The 20,916-nt window shown below is 46.4% G+C and carries 19 protein-coding genes; 10 read left to right on the top strand and 9 right to left on the bottom strand.

Annotation, left to right across the window (positions count from 1 at the left end):
• Positions 1-50 precede the first annotated feature (50 nt).
• The 3 genes from tatA to tatC are packed head-to-tail and all read left to right on the top strand — an operon-like array spanning position 51 to position 1,942.
• Positions 51-305 carry a twin-arginine translocase TatA/TatE family subunit gene (tatA, locus tag DLE54_RS11260; protein WP_110817194.1) on the top strand — a complete coding sequence of 85 codons (255 nt, stop codon included), beginning with the start codon at positions 51-53 and terminating at the stop codon, positions 303-305.
• Between the two features lie 36 nt (positions 306-341).
• On the top strand, positions 342-1,112 hold the full coding sequence (tatB, locus tag DLE54_RS11265) for a Sec-independent protein translocase protein TatB (RefSeq protein WP_110817195.1): 771 nt from the start codon (positions 342-344) through the stop codon (positions 1,110-1,112).
• A complete protein-coding gene (gene tatC / locus DLE54_RS11270) occupies positions 1,109-1,942 on the top strand; it encodes a twin-arginine translocase subunit TatC (RefSeq protein ID WP_011961533.1) in 834 nt (277 codons plus the stop codon). Before tatB ends, tatC begins: the two co-directional genes overlap by 4 nt.
• A 164-nt stretch (positions 1,943-2,106) precedes the next feature.
• Here tatC and DLE54_RS12180 read toward each other — a convergent pair whose 3' ends face one another.
• Positions 2,107-2,229, bottom strand: a complete 123-nt coding sequence (locus DLE54_RS12180) for a hypothetical protein (protein WP_255016728.1) — start codon at positions 2,227-2,229, stop codon at positions 2,107-2,109.
• An 87-nt stretch (positions 2,230-2,316) separates the two neighbouring features.
• Here DLE54_RS12180 and DLE54_RS11275 point away from each other — a divergent pair, with 87 nt between their 5' ends.
• Together DLE54_RS11275 and DLE54_RS11280 are read left to right on the top strand one after the other, a co-directional pair.
• The gene (locus tag DLE54_RS11275) at positions 2,317-3,834 is read left to right on the top strand and encodes a UvrD-helicase domain-containing protein (RefSeq protein ID WP_110817196.1); all 1,518 of its coding nucleotides are present in this window, start codon (positions 2,317-2,319) and stop codon (positions 3,832-3,834) included.
• A gap of 51 nt (positions 3,835-3,885) precedes the next feature.
• On the top strand, positions 3,886-4,857 hold the full coding sequence (locus DLE54_RS11280; protein ID WP_110817197.1) for a tRNA dihydrouridine synthase: 972 nt from the start codon (positions 3,886-3,888) through the stop codon (positions 4,855-4,857).
• Positions 4,858-4,912: 55 nt separating this feature from the next.
• Here DLE54_RS11280 and DLE54_RS11285 read toward each other — a convergent pair whose 3' ends face one another.
• From DLE54_RS11285 to DLE54_RS11295, 3 genes are all read right to left on the bottom strand, one after another.
• Positions 4,913-5,338 (bottom strand): MAPEG family protein, encoded by a 426-nt coding sequence (locus DLE54_RS11285; protein WP_110817198.1) that lies wholly within the window; start codon positions 5,336-5,338, stop codon positions 4,913-4,915.
• Positions 5,339-5,358: 20 nt separating this feature from the next.
• Positions 5,359-5,769: an OsmC family protein gene (locus tag DLE54_RS11290; protein ID WP_413775378.1), complete on the bottom strand. Its 411-nt coding sequence runs from the start codon at positions 5,767-5,769 to the stop codon at positions 5,359-5,361.
• A gap of 254 nt (positions 5,770-6,023) precedes the next feature.
• A complete protein-coding gene (locus DLE54_RS11295) occupies positions 6,024-7,910 on the bottom strand; it encodes an autotransporter domain-containing protein (RefSeq protein ID WP_110817199.1) in 1,887 nt (628 codons plus the stop codon).
• 617 nt (positions 7,911-8,527) lie between these two features.
• Here DLE54_RS11295 and DLE54_RS11300 point away from each other — a divergent pair.
• Positions 8,528-9,049 carry an RNA pyrophosphohydrolase gene (locus DLE54_RS11300; RefSeq protein WP_011961539.1) on the top strand — a complete coding sequence of 174 codons (522 nt, stop codon included), beginning with the start codon at positions 8,528-8,530 and terminating at the stop codon, positions 9,047-9,049.
• A 183-nt stretch (positions 9,050-9,232) separates the two neighbouring features.
• Here the strand turns inward: DLE54_RS11300 and DLE54_RS11305 are convergent, their stop codons facing one another.
• Entirely contained in the window at positions 9,233-10,069 is an 837-nt protein-coding gene (locus tag DLE54_RS11305) for an NRDE family protein (protein ID WP_110817200.1), read from the bottom strand.
• 220 nt (positions 10,070-10,289) lie between these two features.
• Between DLE54_RS11305 and lgt the strand changes: the two genes are divergently transcribed.
• The 4 genes from lgt to DLE54_RS11325 all read left to right on the top strand — a co-directional run bounded on the left by lgt (position 10,290) and on the right by DLE54_RS11325 (position 14,486).
• Complete coding sequence (gene lgt / locus DLE54_RS11310) at positions 10,290-11,168, top strand: prolipoprotein diacylglyceryl transferase (RefSeq protein WP_110817201.1); 879 nt, start codon at positions 10,290-10,292, stop codon at positions 11,166-11,168.
• Positions 11,169-11,237: 69 nt separating this feature from the next.
• Complete coding sequence (locus tag DLE54_RS11315) at positions 11,238-12,098, top strand: thymidylate synthase (protein ID WP_110817202.1); 861 nt, start codon at positions 11,238-11,240, stop codon at positions 12,096-12,098.
• Between the two features lie 109 nt (positions 12,099-12,207).
• Positions 12,208-12,789, top strand: coding sequence for a dihydrofolate reductase (locus DLE54_RS11320; protein WP_011961543.1), 582 nt, complete (start codon positions 12,208-12,210; stop codon positions 12,787-12,789).
• Positions 12,790-12,941: 152 nt separating this feature from the next.
• Complete coding sequence (locus DLE54_RS11325; RefSeq protein WP_110817203.1) at positions 12,942-14,486, top strand: phospholipase D family protein; 1,545 nt, start codon at positions 12,942-12,944, stop codon at positions 14,484-14,486.
• 134 nt (positions 14,487-14,620) lie between these two features.
• Here the strand turns inward: DLE54_RS11325 and DLE54_RS11330 are convergent, their stop codons facing one another.
• The 4 genes from DLE54_RS11330 to lnt all read right to left on the bottom strand — a co-directional run bounded on the left by DLE54_RS11330 (position 14,621) and on the right by lnt (position 20,747).
• Positions 14,621-16,444, bottom strand: a complete 1,824-nt coding sequence (locus tag DLE54_RS11330; RefSeq protein ID WP_110817204.1) for an aminopeptidase P family protein — start codon at positions 16,442-16,444, stop codon at positions 14,621-14,623.
• Positions 16,445-16,602: 158 nt separating this feature from the next.
• The gene (locus tag DLE54_RS11335; RefSeq protein WP_011961546.1) at positions 16,603-18,177 is read right to left on the bottom strand and encodes a peptide MFS transporter; all 1,575 of its coding nucleotides are present in this window, start codon (positions 18,175-18,177) and stop codon (positions 16,603-16,605) included.
• A gap of 286 nt (positions 18,178-18,463) precedes the next feature.
• Positions 18,464-18,898 (bottom strand): hypothetical protein, encoded by a 435-nt coding sequence (locus tag DLE54_RS11340; protein WP_110817205.1) that lies wholly within the window; start codon positions 18,896-18,898, stop codon positions 18,464-18,466.
• 277 nt (positions 18,899-19,175) lie between these two features.
• The gene (gene lnt, locus DLE54_RS11345) at positions 19,176-20,747 is read right to left on the bottom strand and encodes an apolipoprotein N-acyltransferase (RefSeq protein ID WP_110817206.1); all 1,572 of its coding nucleotides are present in this window, start codon (positions 20,745-20,747) and stop codon (positions 19,176-19,178) included.
• Between the last annotated feature and the right edge of the window lie 169 nt (positions 20,748-20,916).

A 20,916-nucleotide genomic window follows, 5' to 3' on the forward strand; every position in this document is an offset into this window, starting at 1 on the left:
TTAAGGCAAACCATTAAGTTAAACCACTGAGTTAATAAAAGGACACCACCATGAGCTTATCTCCCATGCAGTTACTAATTATTCTGGGTATTGCACTGTTGATTTTTGGCACCTCAAAGCTAAAAAATGCTGGTAAAGATTTAGGCGGCGCGGTCAAAGGCTTCAAAGATGCGGTAAAAGATGAAGAAGACGCCCACGCCAAAAGCAAGATTGAACCCAAAGTTATCGACCACGAAGCCTCTACGCACCCTGAGGTGAAAGTGGACGAGATAAAAATCAAAGCTGAAGACACGCATCAATCCTAATCCTTATTTAATACCGTAATAGGATAATAAGCGGCTATGTTTGACTTTAGTTTTTATGAAATGTTGGTGTTCGGCATCATCGCACTCATTGTCTTGGGGCCAGAAAAATTGCCCCAAGCAGTACGTACGGTCGGCACTTACTACTCTAAGTTTCGCCGCACTGTAGGCACCTTGAAAGCTGAGATGGAGGCAGAACTTGATTTGGCCGAAACCCGTCAGCTGATGCAAAAGGAGCTGGAAAAAATTCGTCTTGCCGAGGCTGAGATGCAAAAGGAGATGGACGAGCTGCGCGGTAGTATGAAAGAGTTTGAGCAACAAAAATCGCAGCTACAGCAAACCTTAAACAGCGCAAGCTTTGCCTCCTCTACAGATACCTCTGTTGAAGTAGAGGCATCAAGTACGTTGAGCGATTCTAATCAGAACATCGCTGAAAAGGCTGCCAGCAAACAAAAGGCATCAGAGCGCTTAGAAAAACCATGGGTGCATCCGGTAGCCAATGCCACTACGATGGGCCAATCTCATTCAGATTATGCTTATGCACCCTCAGCTGCCACTGCTTATATAGACCCTCAAGACCTAGATAGCAGCCAAGCCAACATCCCTGATACTGATACTGATACTGATACTGATACTGCAGCTCAGCAAAATCAGCTGCCGCTTACCAGACCTTGGGAGAACATGTGGTTTTTGTTGGGAGATTATGACCGAGCCCGGCGGCTACCGCCAGCACCCTTTGTTCCTGACTATAAGGCCATTCCCCTGCTTTATGATACAGCAGCTGGGCAAAGCACTAAGGTGGGACCATGAGCTTATTTAAAAACAAAAAAAGCCGCTTTGACACCCCAGCTTCGCTGCTAGACGGTGAAAAAGTGAGCGATAGCATAGAAGACAGTAACAGCTTGGCTGATATGCCCCTAACTGAGCACTTAGTTGAGCTTAGAATGCACCTTATAAAAATCATGGTGGTGGTGGCAGTTATTTTCCTAGCTTTGGTGGGGTTCTCTCGTGAGCTGTATGACTTTATCTCAGAGCCACTTGTTGAGATACTGCCCCATACCTCAACCATGATTGCCATTGATCCGGTGGCCAACTTCATGGCTCCGATCCGCCTAACCTTATTGACTTCGGCATTTTTTGCCATGCCGTTTATCTTATACCAGATTTGGTCATTTGTAGCGCCTGGACTTTATAAGCACGAAAAGCGGATTGCTGTGCCTATTTTATTGTCCTCTATTGTGCTGTTTTATACGGGCGTGGCTTTCGCTTACTTTATCGTATTACGCCGGGCACTGAGTTTTTTGATTACTTTCTCGCCCTCAAGCGTGGTGCCAATGACCGATATCGAAAGCTACTTAAGCTTTGTCACTAAGCTACTCATGATGTTTGGCATTACTTTTGAGATACCGGTGGTGGTGCTTATTTTAGTATTGACCGGTATTGTGTCGGTGGCATCATTAGCGGACAAACGTCGTTATGTGATTGTGGCTTGCTTTGCTGCCGCTGGGGTGATGTCACCGCCGGATGTGCCCTCTATGTTTTTATTGGCCATTCCAATGATTTTATTGTTTGAATTTGGCTTATTGATGGCCAGATTACTGGTAAAAGAGAAACAGGCGGCACTTAAAGAGGGTGAATAACACATACATGCAAGGCAAATACGTCATTTAGGCTGGGTTAATCTAACGGCTTAAACCCTTAACTGCGCTCGTCAGTCATCCTCCTTATTATCTATGTTGAATCTGTTATAATAACTAAAGCCAGTACACGTTCGCTACTGGCTAGGATACCCTTCATTGATTGTCTAAATACCCTGTGCGCTGATACAGACCTCATACGCTTCACCTGCTGCCATTGCCTCGTCAATGGTTTTTTTAACGGTAGTATTTAGCCTATGGCTTAAGTAGATACCGGATTTATTCAGCATTATAGTCCTGCCGTATTTAAGTTATGCTCTACGTGCTACAAACGCTTGGCGCCAAACCCCCGATTTTTTCCATCCATAGGTAATAATATGTCATTAACTGCTCCGTCCGCTCAAATGCCCGCTTACATGAGTGACCCAACCGATGAGCAGTTGGCTGCTTTAAACATGGCCATGGACGGCAAATCCTTTAAAGTCGTGGCCTATGCTGGCGCCGGTAAGACCACCACTCTTAAGCTTATCGGTGAGCGTCTGCGCGGCCGAGGCCTATATTTGGCCTTCAACAAAGGCATCGCCAATGAGGCCAAACAAAAATTCCCAGCTCATGTTGATTGTCGCACCTTTCACTCGCTGGCCTATCGTCATGTGGCGCGCGATATTACTGCCAAATTGTCCTTGCCCAGATTTTCGCCAAAACGTTTAGGCGATGACTTGGGGTTGCATACCGTACAGGTACGCCGGCAGATAGATGGCAAAACCACTTATGTAAACTTGACCCCTGCCCGCCAAGCTCGGTTTGTCAGTGATGCGGTCAGCTATTTTTGTAGTACCCATGCCAGCCATCCTGCACCCCGGCACCTGCAGTTCCCAAGTTGGGTCAGTGCTGAGGATGCGGAGCAATTACGTGAGCGCTTATATCCGGCCGTTGAACAGCGCTGGCTACAATCTACCGATGCACGCCACCCCGCAGGTATTGGTCATGACATTTATCTTAAGCTTTGGGCACTGTCAAAACCTGTGATTCCAGCCGACTTTATCTTATTCGATGAAGCGCAAGATGCTGACCCATTAATGATGGGTATCTTAACTCAGCAGCCGCGTCAGGTTATCTATGTGGGCGATGCGCATCAGCAGATTTATGAGTGGCGAGGTGCGGTAAACGCCATGAAAAAGCTGCCTTTGCCGCAGACCTTGTTGACCCAATCCTTTCGCTTTGGCGATGACATTGCTGATGTGGCCAACTTATTACTCAAGGCGCTACAAGAGGAGGTGCCACTCAAAGGCAATCCTAATAAAACCTCCACAACCCATAAAACCTCAGGCAGTGCAAAAAAAGACGCCATCTTATGTCGTACCAATGCCGCTGCTATGGCACAGTTATTGGCAGGATTAAAAAACGGCCATAAAGTAGCGCTACAGGCCGACGCCGATAGAATGCTTAAATTCTGTCACGCAGCCGAAAGCTTAAAAGCAGGCAAGTCTGCTTATGGCGTGCCCGAATTGGCTTACTTTTATAACTGGAATGATGTGCAAGATTATGCCGAGACCAATGAAGGCAGTGATTTAAAGACCTTGGTAAAATTGGTCGATGACCATGGCACCGATGTGCTGTCCAAAGCAGTCAACAGCTTAACTGATGTGCGTGATGCCGATTATGTCATCTCTACTGCCCACAAGGCCAAAGGTCTTGAATGGGGCCGAGTACAGCTTGATGATGACTTTTATTATGACGTTACGCCCAATGGTATAAAAATCAGCCCCGAGGAGCTGCGTTTATTATATGTGGCCTGCACCCGAGCACAGGATAATTTAGACATTGCCAATATCAGTGATCTCATCTCTGGATTAAGAGATGGCAAAAAAGTTATCTATAATAAGTCGCCATAAATAAAACAGATACGTTATCATGCCCTCTTTTAGCCCATACATGTGACCGCCATGTCTTTTTCTGACCAGTTTTTTTCATCGCCTGTCCGTCTTTTGGCGCCCATGGAGGGGCTTACAGACCCACTGATGCGCCAAATACTCACCCAAATTGCCAGCGACTTGGGTCGCCCTTATGATTGGTCGGTCAGTGAGTTTATCCGTATCACTCATCATGTCTTGCCTGAGCATGTCTTTTACCGCTTCGTCCCTGAGCTGTTGCAGTCAGGCACAACCGATAGCGGCACCCCTATTCATGTGCAGCTGCTTGGCAGTGAGCCTAAGCTTATGGGCGCCAATGCCTTGGCAGCCGCTGAGCTTGGCGCACCAGCAATTGACCTAAATTTTGGCTGTCCAGCAAAAACGGTGAACAATCACCGCGGCGGCAGTGTGCTGCTCGATGAGCCACGCCTCATGCGTGATATCATCTCTGCGGTGCGAGAGGCTGTGCCGGCTCACATTCCGGTCTCGGCTAAAATTCGCTTGGGCTATAATGACACCAACAATATCGATGATATCCGCCAAGCCATTGCCGATAGCGGCGCTGACTGGCTGACCATTCATGCCCGCACCAAGACTCAAGGCTATAAGCCGCCTGCTTATTGGGAAAAGATTGTGGCATTTACTGAGCTACCGATACCCATTATTGCCAATGGCGAGATTTGGAATGCGCAGCACGCGCATCAGTGTATTGCGCAGTCTCATACGTCACATGTGATGCTCGGCCGCGGTGCCGTGACCCGCCCAGATTTAGTGGCCCAAATTGATAACCCAGAGAGCGTCATTGAGTGGCAACATCTGATTGCACATCAAATTGCCTTTTTGCAAGGGGAGGCCAAGAATGACTTGGTGCTTATTGGCCGTTACAAACAGTGGTTAGGTATGCTCAGTAAAGGCTATGTGGAGGCCAAACAGCTGTGGGAGCAGATTAAACGTGAGCGCAATAAGCAGACCATTGTTGATTTGCTACAAGCACAGTTAGGCTAAAAACAGCTCTGGTGTTTAACAAGCTTATTAACAACGCAACCACTTAGCGTAACAATCAGACCGCCATACGCAGTGCTAGATAGAACAGCATAAAGCAGCATGCCATGGATAGTGCCCAGACAATAGAGCGTAACGTGGGCAGATTAACAATATAGGCAATGCCATAGCCCACTCGCAGCACAATATAAAGCACGGCCAAATAGTTAATGACAATCTGAGGCACAAAGAACAGCATGGCCACAATGACTGAGGCCAAAAATATGGGCAGACTCTCAAAGCTGTTTTGCTGAGCGGCATTGGCACGAGCCGCTTTACCGCTAAACGTTGCCATCACTTCACGGGGTTGTGCATTGTCTGCCATACCAAACCCACCGAGTACCTTAGCGAGCAAAGTAAATATAAAAGGCAAGGCACTGGCAATTATCATGGTCCAAATCGCCACGCCGGAAGAATCAGGTATCAGGGCAAAGAACCAACTCATAGGACTGTCCTTTTGGCTTGTTAGCTTGCGACCACTTCAAAGCTGTGGGTAATATTTACGCCGCCTGCGGCCAACATCTTGCTCGCTGAACAGTATTTGTCTGCAGAGAGCTCAACCGCTTTGGCCACTTGTTTTTCTTTAACATCCTTACCGGTCACCACAAAATGCAAATGAATATCGGTGAACACCGCAGGCACTGTATCAGCTCGTACTGCTGAGAGTTCACAGCGCACATCTTCAATGTCTTGACGTCCCTTCTCTAAAATACCCACCACATCATAGCTGGCGCAGCCGCCTAAACCCAGTAAAATCAACTCCATAGGACTGGCGCCATTGGTTTTATTGCCATCCACATCGACGGTTTGACCGGAAGGGGCCGTGCCCAAAAAATGTCTGTCTTTTTGCCACACCAGCTCACCTTGTAACGGCATGGCTTTTGGATCGATGGTAGGAGTTTTGGTGCTCATAGTCAGTCTCTTATCGTTGGGTTTATTATCATTTGTTATTCTTAAACAAAACCAAGCTTAATCGTACCACGCTCTTGTAAGGATGCAAATACGCTTCACGTAATCATTGTCTTCAATTAATCTTATCAGCGGTTTTTGGACTTAAAAATTAAAAAGGCCAGATAGTAAGCTATCCAGCCTTTGTCTTTTATCCGTACTATTGAGGCTATTAGCGCCAATTAAAACGAGCTGCTAAGTCCCACAAACACACTGGTCATATCGTCGTTATCGCCGCTAGAGTGTGATACACCTGCATTGGCATTGATATTACCAAACTGACGCGATAAGCCTAACGTCATACCAAAGCTGTCATCATCAATCTCTGATTGTGGCGTGGTAAATGGCAGATCCGGCTGAGTGTTTAGACGGGCGCTGACCGCTTTACGATTGTCATCCAATTGCTTTTGATAATGCAAATCTCCAAACACATTTAAGCGATCACTTAAACGGCTGCTGGCTTTGATACCCAAAGTGCCATAAGTGGTATTGTATTTTTGCTCTTCAAACTGCATTGCAATGCCTGTAACTTGTTTTTCACGAATGGCATCTAACGTCACTCGGTTCACCGTGGCGCCCAGATAAGGGGTCACAGTGGTATCACTAAATTGAGCCATATTGGCCATTGGCATGGGGTAACCGGCCTGCACCGTGGCATAGTAGCGCTTACCATCTGCTTGCGACTTAAAGCTTTGCTTTATGTTGTCTAGACTCACTGTCCGGTTTAGATCCATATCGATTTTGCCATAGCCAATGGCGCCATTGAGCTGAAATTGACCCAGTTTATTGCTGTGATACAGACCCACGCCAAGCTCATCTAAGTCGACATCATTAAAGCCACTGCGTCTATTGGCATCAAGCTCGGTTTGGCTCATATTGGCATAAATACCACTGACGGCGTCAGGGCTGCCGGCATGATCAAAATCCATACCCAATAATAGCTGAGTATTACCACTGCTATCAAAGCCTGCTGCATCTAAAGAGTTGACATCGGCTGAGGCCCATATTGAAGGGCCGGTATTTTGCTTAGTGTTAGTAGAGCTTTGTCGCCCATTGATGTGTGTCTGCAAACGCTGGTTGGTCGCCATTCCGGCTTGGGTGGCAATGTGAGGTAATACACCCACTTGACTGGGCGCAGTCACCACCGCATTGGCATAATCGGCAATCATCTGATGGGCGCGGCCTGTGGGATGAACGCCATCGGCGAAGAAATAGCTGTTTTCAGCACCGGCTTCCTTCAAGTCATCTCTACCACATTCAAGAGAGCTGACCGAACCACAAGCAAGCTCATTCATGTTGCTAAATCCATAAGCTGCTGGATTGGCCGCTACCTGCTGCAGCAAGTTAAAGGTGTCTAGTGGAATAACATTGGCGCCTGTCTGCTTAATTCCTGAATAGAGGCCATTGTTGTACTGATCAGAAAGCGACGTACCATATGAGGCAAACGGAGTGTTTACAAAATTAGGGGTCAGCCCCACATCTGGAATATTAGGCACGACAATATAGTTGGCGCCGTTATCATGTAGTTTTTTAATAATTTCTACTTCATCACCCACAGCAGATGAGATGATATTTGACGCATTACCCAAATCATCTACAACCGCAAAAAGATCATTGGCACCAGTCCATACCGTATATAGACCTTTCGATTCCACACGATGAGTGGTCAAATAGTTGTCTAGCTGAGTCTTAACTGAGTCTACAGGTATCCCCTCTCTTTCCACATCAATGCCAGTTCTAGCACCGCCAATCGCATAGTTGTTGCCTGATTTTTTATCGAAAATGGTGTTGGCGGTCGAGCTAAATCCTAGCTGCTCAGCAAATGAGGTGGCCCAAGTATTATCAGGGTTGGTGGTGAATTGACCTGACTCTGCTTTGTCTAATACCGGCTTAAAATAACCGCCATCTGTCAAGCTATCACCAAAAAAGGTGACGCTGCTATAGTCGCTGGCATGGGCACTGCTTATGCCTGCTAATGTAACGGCTAAAATAGCTTGGGATAAGGTCTTTATAGAGGGGGTATACAAGCGCGGCTGTGTGGCTTGTTGATACAGGTGAGATTTAATCATCTTGACTTCCTTGTCATAGCATAAAGTAAACATAAAATAAGGCATGAACAATGCGCCGATCATCGAAGCACTGTGGTGACACTCTGCATCGCAACCTACATGACCTTCACACTAACAGGGATAATAACCGAGCAATAACAACCACCTTAACATCACTCACCTGGTCGCAACTTTTATTACGGCCATCGCTATTATTGTCGCTTATTATAGTGTACGATTGTACACAACAGGCCGAAAGCTGGCAAATTGTTTCATCCCTAGCAACAAAATAGCACACTCTAATGGATTTGACCCCAAGTTATTTTACTCGCTGTGCAGCGTATATTTTTAGGGCTTTCTATTAAGTGTAGTTTAGCGGTTAGTGTGATTTTTTTGGCGCTTAAGCCAATGAATTGGTTGATATTTAAGTGGCTAGGTCATAGATAAAGTATGAAACATTTTATATCAAAATATGATTACCATTTAACTTGATTTACTGGTTTAATAGAGGTAACGAATTTCAGTCTGTCTGTTTTTTGTTGTTTATTGGAAATTAAAACGATAACAGATATTCAAGCGCAGCTTTAAGGCAGTAGACTGATTTTATTTCAACATTTCTAAATTTTAAGGTTTTCGTCATGATTGATGCAGACGGCTTTAGAGCCAATGTCGGTATCATCTTGGCAAATACACAAGGACAAGTACTATGGGCAAAACGAGTTGGTCATGATTCTTGGCAGTTCCCGCAAGGGGGTATCGATGAGGGAGAAACCCCTCTTGATGCTATGTACCGAGAGCTGTGGGAGGAGGTAGGCTTATATCCTCGACACGTCCAGCTTTTGGCTGCTACTGACAATTGGCTAAGGTATCGCCTGCCCAAACGTTACATACGTCACGGGCAGCATCCTTTGTGTATAGGGCAAAAACAGAAGTGGTTTTTGCTTAAGCTAGATGAGCCGAATACCGAACATATCCGCTTTGACACCGCAAAGCCAGAGTTTGACCATTGGGAATGGGTCAGCTACTGGTATCCGCTGGGTCAAGTGGTTCATTTTAAACGAGGTGTGTATCGCCGTGCGCTGCGAGAGCTGGCACGTGAGTTACCACTTAAAAAGGAATTGATTTTACCTGAGACTAAAAACCATTTGCTTCAGGTTTGATTTCAATAAAGTTTTGCGTTTAATTTGAGTATGATTTAGTTTTTAACTTATTTTTTATGTGAAGAGGCCTGTATCTAGTGATACAGGCCTCTTTTTCGTCTGGTGTTCTTTATCGATTAGATAGCGTAATACTAAAGAGCAGTTAAGGTTTACAAAGATGATAAAAGTCACTCTAATCTGCTGTTATTTTTTAGCCAAATGCGCATACTCGCGGCTCACCAACTGTAGCTCAACACCAGAATTATCTTCATCGCCTCTTAGCAGGGTCAAAATACTCTGAGTCCGAGTGCCATAATTGGGTAACTCGGGAGTATCAATACAAATCGAAGATAAGGCTTGCTCTAGAGCAGGAGGCATACCGGTATCAGGTAGCTGTTCATCTGCAGCTTGCAGCGTATCGGTGAGTACGTTCCACGCCGCAGGTAGCCAATACTCCTTATCTGCTTGATGAAACTGTAAGCTTTCGCTGATTAATGGCAGCACCTCTTGACGCACTCTGCCGCGCAAACGCTCAGATTTAAACCAAGCCTCATCAGGCTGACCATTTGAAATAATATGCAGACCACTGTGCAGGGGGGTCGCAGGATAGCCTCTATTGTTCACTAGCACCGCTTGCTTCTCGTCCCCCACTATTAGGTTAAAGCCTGCATAAGCCTGCAACTCTATCTGACGCGCATAAGCCAAAGGCGATAAGTGACCGGTTAAGAAATTCGTTACCAGCTCCCCCCGTGATCTTTGGTCAGGCGTGGCTTGCACCCCATCTCGAAAATTCAATACCGCCGCCCAGCGTCCGTTTTGACTAAATAGCGGATTTGTTTGTTTCGACGTTTCAGACTCTAAGGGCTGCTGGTGAATGCCCAGCCACGTGCCGCCACTTTTATCATCTCGTCCCCCAAAAATAGGCAGATCCTCCCATTGATGGGCTTGGGTGGTAGGGCGTGCTAAAAACTCATCTCTATTAGACAGCAGGACTAACGGCATCTCATCAAACAGCTGCCAAGCAATGGCGGTAATACACATAGGCTTTCCTTAAAAGGCACAAACAGTACTCTGGATCTTCTACATTATGGGGCAGCCTCACTGATTTATCTATATGATGCGCAACACAAGTCTGAGCCTTTGCTATTTTTTGTGAGCGTAGGCTTACTTTTACTCAACTCAAATACACCGTTCAGTTAATGTCTTACAGGCTGATTTTTGCTATTATGACGACCATCAATTAACCAGGCAGAACTCGCTCATGATGATTCATCCCCAATTTGACCCAGTGGCTTTATCCGTTGGACCACTTCAAGTCCATTGGTATGGCTTTATGTATCTACTGGCCTTTGCGGCCGCTTATGGCTTGGCTTGGTACCGCAGCACCAAGCGTGAAGGTTGGACCACGGATATGGTGTCCGATTTGGTATTCTTCGGTGCTTTAGGGGTTATATTAGGCGGCCGTATTGGCTATGTGTTGTTATACCAATTCGGTGAGTTTTTGGCCAACCCTACCTATTTGTTCAAAGTCTGGGAAGGCGGTATGTCGTTCCATGGTGGCTTTGTAGGGGTTGCGTTGGCGATGATATATTTTGCCCGTAAGTACAAAAAACCCATTTTTAGCGTATTAGACTTTATTGTTCCTTGCGTACCGACCGGATTGTTATTTGGTCGTATTGGTAACTATATTAACGGCGAGCTTTGGGGCCGAGTTTCTGACGGCGGTTACAACTGGTTGACCTACTTTCCGCAAGCGGCCAAGTTTGATTCCGCGCTAATTACCACCAACCCTGCGCTACAGCCTTTAATGACCCAAATTGAGGGTAACTACCTCTTGCCGCGTCATCCCTCACAGCTGTATGAAGCATTCGCTGAGGGCTTATTAACCTTTATTATTGTGTGGTGGTTTTCTTCCAAGCCTCGCCCGCGTATGGCCGTAAGTGCCTTATTCATGCTGTGCTATGGTATCAGCCGCTTTACTATTGAGTTCTTCCGCCAGCCAGATGAAGGCTATTCACTGATCTTTGGTTGGATGAGTAAAGGGCAGCTTTATACCTTGCCGATGATTATCTTTGGCTTAGTATTGATGGTCTTAGCGTACCGCCGTCAGCAATATGACTGGGGCAAATACGCCGCTTAGAAATAATAGATTTTTGCTGTATTAACTGTTTTAGTTCACTTACTTTGTTAATTATTTGACTGTAGACCTATGATAACTTCCAAAAATGAAGCCGCTTATCTTGATTTAATTCGCTATGTGCGTGACCACGGTACCGAGAAGGGAGACCGTACAGGTACGGGCACCCGCAGTCATTTTGGTGCTCAGTTGCGCTTTGATTTAAAAGATGGCTTTCCGCTGTTAACGACCAAAAAAGTGCACATGAAGTCGATTACTTATGAACTGTTTTGGTTTTTAAAAGGCGATACCCATGTCAAATATTTGCAAGACCATGGGGTACGTATTTGGAACGAATGGTCAACTGCGGAGCAAACCGCTCGCTTTGGTCGCCCTGAGGGTGAGCTGGGTCCTATCTATGGTCATCAGTGGCGTAATTATGGGGCCACTAAAGCAGAGGACGGCCGCTACAATCAAGATGGGGTGGACCAAGTTGTTGAGGTAATTGAGCAAATTAAGAGCAACCCCAATTCGCGTCGTTTGATTGTGTCCGGTTGGAACCCAGCCGAGGCGACCCAAGTGGCGCTACCGCCTTGCCATACATTATTTCAGTTCTTTGTGGCAGACGGCAAACTGTCTTGCCAGCTGTATCAGCGCTCCGCAGATTTGTTTTTAGGAGTGCCTTTTAACATTGCCAGCTACTCTTTATTAACACATATGATTGCTCAAGTTTGTGACCTAGAGGTGGGTGAGTTTATTTGGACAGGTGGTGATTGTCACTTGTATCAAAACCATATTGAGCAGGTCAATGAACAGCTGTCTCGCGAGGCTTATGAGTTACCTAAATTATGGCTCAACCCTGAAATCAAGGATATTTTTGATTTTACTTTTGATGATATCCGAGTTGAGGGCTATCAGTCGCATCCAGCGATTAAAGCACCCGTCGCGGTATAAATAGCCCGTCGCGGCATTAATAGATAGTTACAGCATAAATAGATAGCTTAGCCGCTATACGCCAAGCCGTTTATCAGACAATTGGTTATTATTGATTAAGGATATTTGTATGAGCTACGCCCACACTCAAGTTGCCCAAATTGTGGCCATTAGCCGCAACCGCTGTATCGGCAAGGGCAATGATTTGCCTTGGCATATCCCCAATGATTTAAAACACTTTAAGGCCATGACCACCGCTGAGACCGATGCTTATGTAGATACAGGCCTAAAAGGTATTGTCATTATGGGCCGTAAAACTTTTGAATCGATGGGCTCAAAGCCGCTGCCAAAACGAGTGAACTTCATTGTCACCACTCAAATGGACTATGCGCAGCAAAAAGGGCTAGAAGGTCTTAAAGATGTGCATGTGGTGCATAACTTGGATGATGCTTTAACCCATGCAGCCAACGTTGCTCATGGCTTAAAGTTTGAAACTATTTGGGTTATTGGCGGCGAGCGTGTGTTTAAACGTGCCATGATGTTCACCGACCGCATTGAGCTAACGGTTGTCGATACCGACATTGAAGACGGCGATGCGTTTTACCCAGAGATACCCGAAGACTTTGAACTCACTCAAGAGTCTGAGTCATTTACTGATGAAAAAAGCGGCCTGAGCTATAAGTTTATGACTTATATGGTCAAAAAGGGCTAACCCTTCTTTAGTTTTTTGCTTCTATAGACAGCTATTGTCTGAAGCCCGCTATGCTCTAGCGGGCTTTTTTATGACCACCCTTTTGCTATTATGACTCAAGCCCCGCTTCTTTTATCACACCACACTGTCTGTTATCTCAAAAGAGCCACCTTATGTTAATAAAGGCGTTAAAAACAATCTTGCTATTTAGTGTGGGTTTCATTGCGCTCTTGAGCCTTTTGGCACTAGTGACTCATCAAAGCTTGCCTGACCATCAGTCACACACCGCCTCTCGCCATTTAGCAGTCGACCCTAGTAGCTTTTTGGCACAGCGGCTACTGCCTTTGTTGCAGCAGCATCCGGGCTTAAGTGGCATTTATTTATTGGATGACAGCCACGAGGCCTTTTTGGCTCGATTGGCATTGGCAGCGTCTGCACAAGACACCTTAGATGTGCAATATTACATCTGGCATGATGACACCACAGGTCACTTGCTCATGCAAAGCTTGTACCAAGCCGCTGAGCGCGGAGTTCAGGTGCGTTTGTTGCTCGATGACAATAACACTGGCGGCATGGATCCGCTGCTGGCCAGCATCGATGCGCATCCCAATATTGAGGTGCGGCTATTTAACCCCTTTATGCAGCGTACTCTTCGGCCTTTGGGCTATCTTAGTGACTTCTTTAGGCTAAATCGGCGCATGCACAATAAGTCTTTTACAGCAGATGGTCTGGTGACCATAGCGGGCGGGCGTAACGTCGGTGATGAATATTTTGGCTTTGGTAGCGGGGTAATGTTTGCAGATTTAGACATGGCGGCTGTTGGACCCGTGGCCGAAGATGTGGAGCAAGACTTTGACCGCTACTGGGCAAGTCAGTCTGCTTATCCGCTCCAAAGCATCATTAAGCAACACGCCCCCGCACCTTTTGATACCACACCTGCAACCGATAAACAAACGCAGATTTTCTTAAAAGAGCTGGGAGAGTCCAGCTTTGTCAAACAACTTCGTGAAGGCTCATTGCCGCTAATTTGGACTCAGGTACGGCTGATTAGTGATGACCCTGCAAAGGGATTACAAAAATCGAAAGAGGCGGACTCGGTACTGGCTCATCTTGTTCCCTTAATGCAGGGCACCCGTGAGGAGCTACTGATAATCTCTCCCTATTTCGTACCCGCCAAGCAAGGTACTGCTCTGTTTCAGCGCCTGGCCAAACAGGGCAAACAAGTCGCCGTCCTCACCAATTCTCTAGCCGCAACCGATGTTATTCCGGTACATGCCGGCTATGCCAAATATCGCAAACCACTGTTACGCGCCGGCATCGCCTTATATGAGCTTAAACCGCAGGCCACAGTTATCACCAAAAATCATGGCGGTATTCTCAAAAGCAGTGGTGCCAGCTTACATGCTAAGACCTTTATTATTGATAATCAAACGCTGTTTGTGGGCTCTTTTAATATGGACCCTCGTTCTGCTGCATTAAATACAGAAATGGGCTTTGTGTTTGATAGCGAGCAGATGGCAAGTTATCTGGCAGACAATATGAAGCAAAAACAAATGGAGTACAGTTATAAGGTGAGCAAAACCCCGCAAGGTAAATTACACTGGCAGACCTTAGATGACGGTAATACTGTCGAGTATGATAACGAGCCACACAGTAGCCTATTTTCTCGACTTGGCGTTTGGGTGTGCTCTTTGCTGCCTATTGAGTGGCTATTGTAGGGCTTACATACCGGCTGAAGCCTTGAAGTAAAAGACAAGCCCTAAAAAATCCGCCCAACACATAAGTTGGGCGGATTTTTTACTTTATACGTCTCGTGACGTCAATACGCCACAGCCTCAAATAAAGTCAGGGTTTAGATGGCTTTTGTGCGCTCAGTCAGCCACGCCAAAGCCGCCCCTGAAACACGGTCTTTTAGCTCATTGAATACGTGGCTGTGGTAGTCGTTCAACCACTCTATTTCGTCTTGGTTAAGCAAGCTTGGCTCTACCAAACGGGTATCAATGGGGCATAACGTAACCGTTTCAAAGTTTAGATAATGACCAAACTCAGTCTCTTGCGGTGTTGGCACAGGCTGGTTCACCACTAGGTTTTCGATGCGAATCCCCCAGCGGCCTTCACGGTACAAACCAGGCTCATTACTTGAGATCATACCCACCTTCATGGCACGCTCTGGTGGGTTGCTCGCCGCATAAGCAATGACCTGAGGGCCTTCATGCACATTTAAGAAGTAGCCAACACCATGGCCGGTACCATGACCGTAATCCATTTGGGCTTGCCACAGTGGTGCACGGCAAATCGCATCAATCAGTGGTGAAGCAATCCCATCTGGGAAACAGGCTTTGGCTAAGGCAATGTGTGCTTTTAACACCATGCTAAAGTCACGTTTTTGCGTCTCATTAACTTGGCCAATGCCAATCACACGGGTAATGTCGGTGGTGCCGTTTTGGTACTGAGCACCAGAGTCAATTAATAACAGTCCATCACCGTCAAGGTAGCTAAATTTGTCTTCTGTGGCACGGTAATGTGGCAGCGCCCCATTTTCATTGAAGCCGGCAATGGTTGGGAAGCTTGGTGATACATAGTGCGGCTGTTTGCTACGCACATCAATCAACATACTGTCCACATCAAGCTCGCTTAAGCGTTCGCCTTGATGTAAACGTGCTTCAAACTCGCTAAAGAACTCACACAATGCCGCACCATCTTGACGCATGGCCTCACGCACATGCTCGATATCCTCTTTAGACTTGACGGATTTTAGCAATGTGCTTGGCGCAACTTGCTCAATCATAGCAATGTCATCGCCTAAGTCATTTAAGGTGCCTACTGCCACCTTATTGGGATCTAATAACAATAAATCCTCTGGCGTTAGCTCACTTAAAGCACTTTGAACTTGATCATAATCTGCCACGCTAATACCGGCGTCACTTAATAATTTGGCGATATCCTCGCCCACTTTGGCATTGTCAATATAAAGCGTTGCCTTATCTGCAGTGACTATCATGTGTGCCAAAAATACAGGGTTGTAATCGACATCACTGCCACGTAAGTTGGTCAGCCACGCAATATCATCCAAGCTTGAAATGAGATGATGGGTGGCGCCAATTTGCGCCATATGTGCCCGCACTTCGGCCAGCTTCTCTTGCGCCGACTGTGACACAAACTGCGCATCATGGGCATAAAGCTGAGCCACAGGCAGCGCCGGACGGTCTTGCCAAATCTCGCCTAATAAATCCAGCTCAGTGACCAGACGGATACCCTCCTCTTCACTTTCAGCCGCCTCATCGAAAGCATCTAACAGGCGATCTTGTTCAGCCAGTGACAACACATTGCCATCGATGGCCACACTATCGCCGGCCTTTAAATACTCACCCAGCCACTGGGCGTGATTAGGAGAGCCTGGTTGTAGTTTTTGTAGGGTAATACCAGTCCCCTCTAATTGTGCCGCTGCTTGTACCCAATAACGGCTGTCCGCCCACAGACCTGCAAAGTCATGAGTCACAACCAAAGTACCCACAGAGCCTGTAAAGCCCGATAGCCACTGACGACCCTGCCAATACTCAGGCAGATACTCAGATAAATGAGGATCAGCCGATGGGATGATCAGGGCGCTGATTTCGTTATTTTTTAGAACTTGGCGTAATTGATGGATACGCTCTTGGATGACAGACTTACTCATAATGTTCCTCGGGATAAATGGTATGTTTTTTATTGTGGTTTTTTTTGCCAATTTCAAATGTGAAAAACGTGCTACCAGATTATGGTAACACGTTTGATTTGTTGAACCGTTTTCAGTTAGTAAGCAGCTTAAAAGCTTACCATGAATCTAAAGCTTATTTAAACAGCATTGCGGCGTTCATCTTCCGCTTCACTGCGGTCTAACATGGCTCTGACCGGTTTTGATAAAGCCAGCAAGATTAAAGCGGTCACTACCAAGAAGATGGTCATGGTAGTGAACAGGCCAGGCAAGCCATCAATGGTATCTGCTGACACATGACCGCCAAAGAAGGCAGCAACTAAGTTACCCATGGCCACAGAAGTGAAGAACAGACCCATCATTTGACCTTGCATACCTTTTGGCGCAAGCTTAGTCATTGAAGATAAGCCGACAGGACTTAATGCCAACTCACCCAAAGTTAATAACAACAAACTGCCTGTGAGCCACAAAGGCGATACTAGAGTGTCTGGATTAGCGACCACCAGTTTAGAGGCCATCGTCATCAAACCAAACCCTGCTGCCGCCAATAGCATACCCAAAGAGAACTTGGCCATACTGTTAGGTTCAAGATTACGCTTACCTAACCACACCCAAATGATACTCACAATGGGCGCCAGCATTAGGATAAAGATGGGGTTTAATGACTGGAACCAAATGCTTGGTACATCAAAGCCCATGACATTAAGATCGGTATAACGATCGGCAAACAAGTTAAATGAAGTGGGCTGCTGCTCAAAGCTTGACCAGAATAACGTTGAGCCGATGATTAAAATAAAACAAATCAGCAAACGCAGCTTATCGGTCTTATCAAGCTTAGGGGAGACAAACATATAACCAAAATACAGCAGCACAGTGGCGGCAATAACATAGGTCATGTATTCGGCAACCAGACTGGGGTTAAAAGGCATAACACCAGTAGCCACAAGCACAATGAGCGCAATTAAAATCGCTAAAAATAGACCCACCCAGCGGCCGACATTTTGATACTGATCGTTGGCCACTTCCCATTCAGGGGTGATGCCTTTCGCTTTCGCAAAGCGCTTTAGGTTTTTGCGGGCAGCAAAACGGTATACCAATAACGACACCAACATACCCAAACCACCGACACCAAAGCCAACATGCCACATTTGCTGTTCTTTAAACACACCAACAATCAGTGCAGCCAATAAGGCACCAATGTTAATGCCCATATAAAACAGGGTAAAACCACCGTCACGGCGCGAGTCACCCTTGGGATATAAAGCGCCGACCATCACTGAAATACAGGTTTTAAATAAGCCTGAACCAAGCACAATACAGACCAGACCAATAAAAAACATAGACATGCCAAATAAGGCAGACAAAGCGATACATAAGTGGCCCAGCGCAATGATGATACTGCCCCACCATAAGGCACGCTCTTGACCTAACCAATTATCAGCAAGCCAGCCACCTGGTACCGCAGCAAGATACAAAGTTCCGGCAAAAATACCATATATGGCAGTCGCAGTGGTATCATCGAATCCAAAGCCGCCATTACTAATAGAGGCCACCATAAACAGCACCAGTAAAGGGCGGATACTGTAGTAAGAAAAGCGCTCCCACATTTCGGTGAAGAATAAGGAACGTAGCGGCTGGGGATGCCCCATAAAGCCATTGTCTAGTCCCTTAAATTCAGCAGAAGACTCTGTGTTTTGAGAGTTTACACTACTCATAATTTCTATTCCTTAGATCTATAACAGAGAAGCTGACTCTAACGATCAGGGAGAGCCATCGTCTCACTCTGTTTTGAAGTTAGCTTAATTTTATGTCTTCAGGTTATCAAAAGTTAATAGGGAGATAACTTTCAGTTTCATAAAAAAAACTGCAGTATTGTTTCATGGACTTACAGCAGGGTAAAGAAAAAAAATTTTAATACTACCCAAAAAAGCCCGTACAGTCATAAAGACTGAACGGGCTTTAACGCTAGTTCTATAAGGGTTTAGCAGCTATCTAAAAAAATTACTGAGCAGTCTTTTGTGTGTCTGTATCAGTACCAGGTTCAGCGGCATCAGTAGCTGTAGGCGCAGCAGCTTCAGCTTCAGCGTTAGTGTCTGAGGTAGTAGCGGTATCTGCAGCAGGTGCAGCTTCGGTACCAGCGGCAGGCGCTTCAGCAGTAGCGGTCTCGGCAGTAGCAGGGTCGGCCTCAGCAGTAGCGGCGTCCGCAGGCGCGGCTTCAGCAGTAGCTTCGGCTTCTGTGGCAGGTGCAGCAGCAGCTTCAGGTGCCGCGGCTTCTTCAGTGGTTTCTTCTACAGCAGCTTCAGGGGCCACATGATGGCCTGCTGGGCGTAAGAAGGCTGAGATACCAATAAGAAGTACGATAGCCAAAAAAGCAGCAGTGCCCACTAGAGCATACATAAATTCTTTCTTCGGTTTATTTTGGCTTGCATCTGCCATAGGTCACCTATCTGTATAATTTGATAAAGGTTTAAGAGAGTAAGTTCCTCTGTAATATGGTACTTTTTGAAACTAAGTAGCTAAGCTCTAATATGAGTCAACTCCCTGTAATCTCTACACTATGGCGCCATATTACCGTCAGAACCGGTCACGTTTCTTGCTATTATATCGCAATTTGCTACCTTTTGTGAAAACGCCCCATCCTATTTGTGGATTAGCAGTATATTTTTACACATCACACTCAAGGATTGAAGTATTAATTCATCCTAATTAACGCTTATTGTTGCGCGCGCTTAGCCAGATAGCTTAACACTAAAAACAGCCCAATAAGTATCAAAATAGGATAATTACCAAAGCGAACATAGGGCGTCATGCCGGTACGCGACTGCACCTCACCACGAAGCACCGTACGCTCAAACTGGGGAGCCTGTGCCACAATACGACCTTTATGGTCAATAATGGCAGTCACTCCGGTATTGGTCGCACGCATAAACCAGCGGCCGGTCTCAAGCGAGCGCATTTGCACCATTTGTAAATGCTGCAAGGGGCCCGCTGAAGTACCAAACCAAGCATCATTGGAGATGGTTAATAAAAAGTCGGTATTTTGCGCATTGCGGCGCGTGGTATCCGGATACGCCACTTCATAGCACACGGCAGCTCCAAGATTGTGGCCGCGCACTTTTAGAGGCAATTGGTCTTTTGGACCACGGCTATAGCTTAATACTTCATTGCTACCGGCCAAATTGGGGAATAAATCCAGCGCCCCTTGAAAAGGGATGTATTCACCAAAGGGTACGAGATTTTGCTTTTTATATAGCCCATCAGCCTGAGCGCCAAGCGCAATCACGCTGTTATAAAACGGTGCGTATTTATCCGTTTCAGGATTATAAGCCGACTCATCTTTGTAAGGAATGCCAGTGACCCAAGTGGTGTCCGTGTCTTTTGCGACTTTGACCACCTCGGCAATAAATGGCCAAGCTTCTGTCTGGAACATAGGAATAGAGGACTCTGGCCATACCACCATATCCTGGTCCCACTCCGTACTGCTTAGCTTGGCATAAATCTCAAGCGTCTTATAGCGGTATTCGGTAAGCCACTTTAAATCTTGAGGAATATTACCTTGTACTAAGGAGACTTTCAGATTGGGGGTATTGGGCTTAGGCTGCGTCCACGCCGGATCTGTCAACCACAAACCAATACTTAACGCTAAAAATAGTATCGAAACCAGCAGATAACCGCCGCGCTTGCGGAATAAATCGACTAAACTTGCTGCCAGTAAAACAACCACAAAAGAGATGGCAAATACACCAGCCACAGGCGCTAATGATGACAACCAGTGCTGCTCGGTAAAAGCATATCCGACAAATAGCCAAGGAAAACCTGTCAGTAGCCAAGTCTTCATCCACTCTTGCAGCACCCAAAGCGCAGCAAAGGCCAGCGGCTGCTTACCGACAAAGCGGTTAAATATCAGCGCCATAAAACCATGAAATAGCCCCATGCCCAGCCCCATCACCGCAATGGCCAATAGGGCCAGCGGCATGGGCACATCCCCATAATCATGGATCGAGGTGTATAGCCAGAATGCGCCCACGCACCAAAGCCCCATGCCATACGCTTCACCGATAATAAAAGCACGCTTATTGCTCATATCACCAAGCAGTAGCGAATACAGTAAAGCGGGGGAAATCAGTGCGATAATCCAGTAGCCATAGGGCGCCAAAGACAGCATAAACATCGCCCCAGCCAGCCAAGCCACAATCACTGCTGTACCGATAGGCAACTGTGAGCTGCGCTGGTGATCATAAGGTTGGTTTAATCTGTCTTGCACATGTTGGGTTGAGGCTCGCATGACGGCTCCGGTAACGGGTATCTTTATAAGGGGAAAAACTGGCGGATTGAGATGGTAAGCTCACACAAAGCGAACGCAAAAAACAGCGCTTATCAAAACCACTATTCATAAAGCCAATAATATGCGTATGATAACAGTCTGGACTCAAAAAATCTTAGCCCAGATACAG

This window comes from Psychrobacter sp. YP14 (assembly GCF_003209315.1).
In the GTDB taxonomy this organism is placed as follows: domain Bacteria; phylum Pseudomonadota; class Gammaproteobacteria; order Pseudomonadales; family Moraxellaceae; genus Psychrobacter; species Psychrobacter raelei.

Coding starts and splice junctions, on each gene's coding strand:
- DLE54_RS11315 (WP_110817202.1), top strand. CDS start 11,238: ATGATAACTTCCAAAAATGAAGCCGCTTATCTTGATTTAATTCGCTAT.
- DLE54_RS11305 (WP_110817200.1), bottom strand. CDS start 10,069: ATGTGTATTACCGCCATTGCTTGGCAGCTGTTTGATGAGATGCCGTTA.
- DLE54_RS11290 (WP_413775378.1), bottom strand. CDS start 5,769: ATGCCGTTACAAGGTGAGCTGGTGTGGCAAAAAGACAGACATTTTTTG.
- DLE54_RS11295 (WP_110817199.1), bottom strand. CDS start 7,910: ATGATTAAATCTCACCTGTATCAACAAGCCACACAGCCGCGCTTGTAT.
- DLE54_RS11285 (WP_110817198.1), bottom strand. CDS start 5,338: ATGAGTTGGTTCTTTGCCCTGATACCTGATTCTTCCGGCGTGGCGATT.
- tatC (WP_011961533.1), top strand. CDS start 1,109: ATGAGCTTATTTAAAAACAAAAAAAGCCGCTTTGACACCCCAGCTTCG.
- DLE54_RS11330 (WP_110817204.1), bottom strand. CDS start 16,444: ATGAGTAAGTCTGTCATCCAAGAGCGTATCCATCAATTACGCCAAGTT.
- DLE54_RS11340 (WP_110817205.1), bottom strand. CDS start 18,898: ATGGCAGATGCAAGCCAAAATAAACCGAAGAAAGAATTTATGTATGCT.
- DLE54_RS11320 (WP_011961543.1), top strand. CDS start 12,208: ATGAGCTACGCCCACACTCAAGTTGCCCAAATTGTGGCCATTAGCCGC.
- lgt (WP_110817201.1), top strand. CDS start 10,290: ATGATGATTCATCCCCAATTTGACCCAGTGGCTTTATCCGTTGGACCA.
- tatA (WP_110817194.1), top strand. CDS start 51: ATGAGCTTATCTCCCATGCAGTTACTAATTATTCTGGGTATTGCACTG.
- DLE54_RS11325 (WP_110817203.1), top strand. CDS start 12,942: ATGTTAATAAAGGCGTTAAAAACAATCTTGCTATTTAGTGTGGGTTTC.
- DLE54_RS11280 (WP_110817197.1), top strand. CDS start 3,886: ATGTCTTTTTCTGACCAGTTTTTTTCATCGCCTGTCCGTCTTTTGGCG.
- DLE54_RS11335 (WP_011961546.1), bottom strand. CDS start 18,177: ATGAGTAGTGTAAACTCTCAAAACACAGAGTCTTCTGCTGAATTTAAG.
- tatB (WP_110817195.1), top strand. CDS start 342: ATGTTTGACTTTAGTTTTTATGAAATGTTGGTGTTCGGCATCATCGCA.
- DLE54_RS11300 (WP_011961539.1), top strand. CDS start 8,528: ATGATTGATGCAGACGGCTTTAGAGCCAATGTCGGTATCATCTTGGCA.
- DLE54_RS12180 (WP_255016728.1), bottom strand. CDS start 2,229: ATGCTGAATAAATCCGGTATCTACTTAAGCCATAGGCTAAATACTACC.
- lnt (WP_110817206.1), bottom strand. CDS start 20,747: ATGCGAGCCTCAACCCAACATGTGCAAGACAGATTAAACCAACCTTAT.
- DLE54_RS11275 (WP_110817196.1), top strand. CDS start 2,317: ATGTCATTAACTGCTCCGTCCGCTCAAATGCCCGCTTACATGAGTGAC.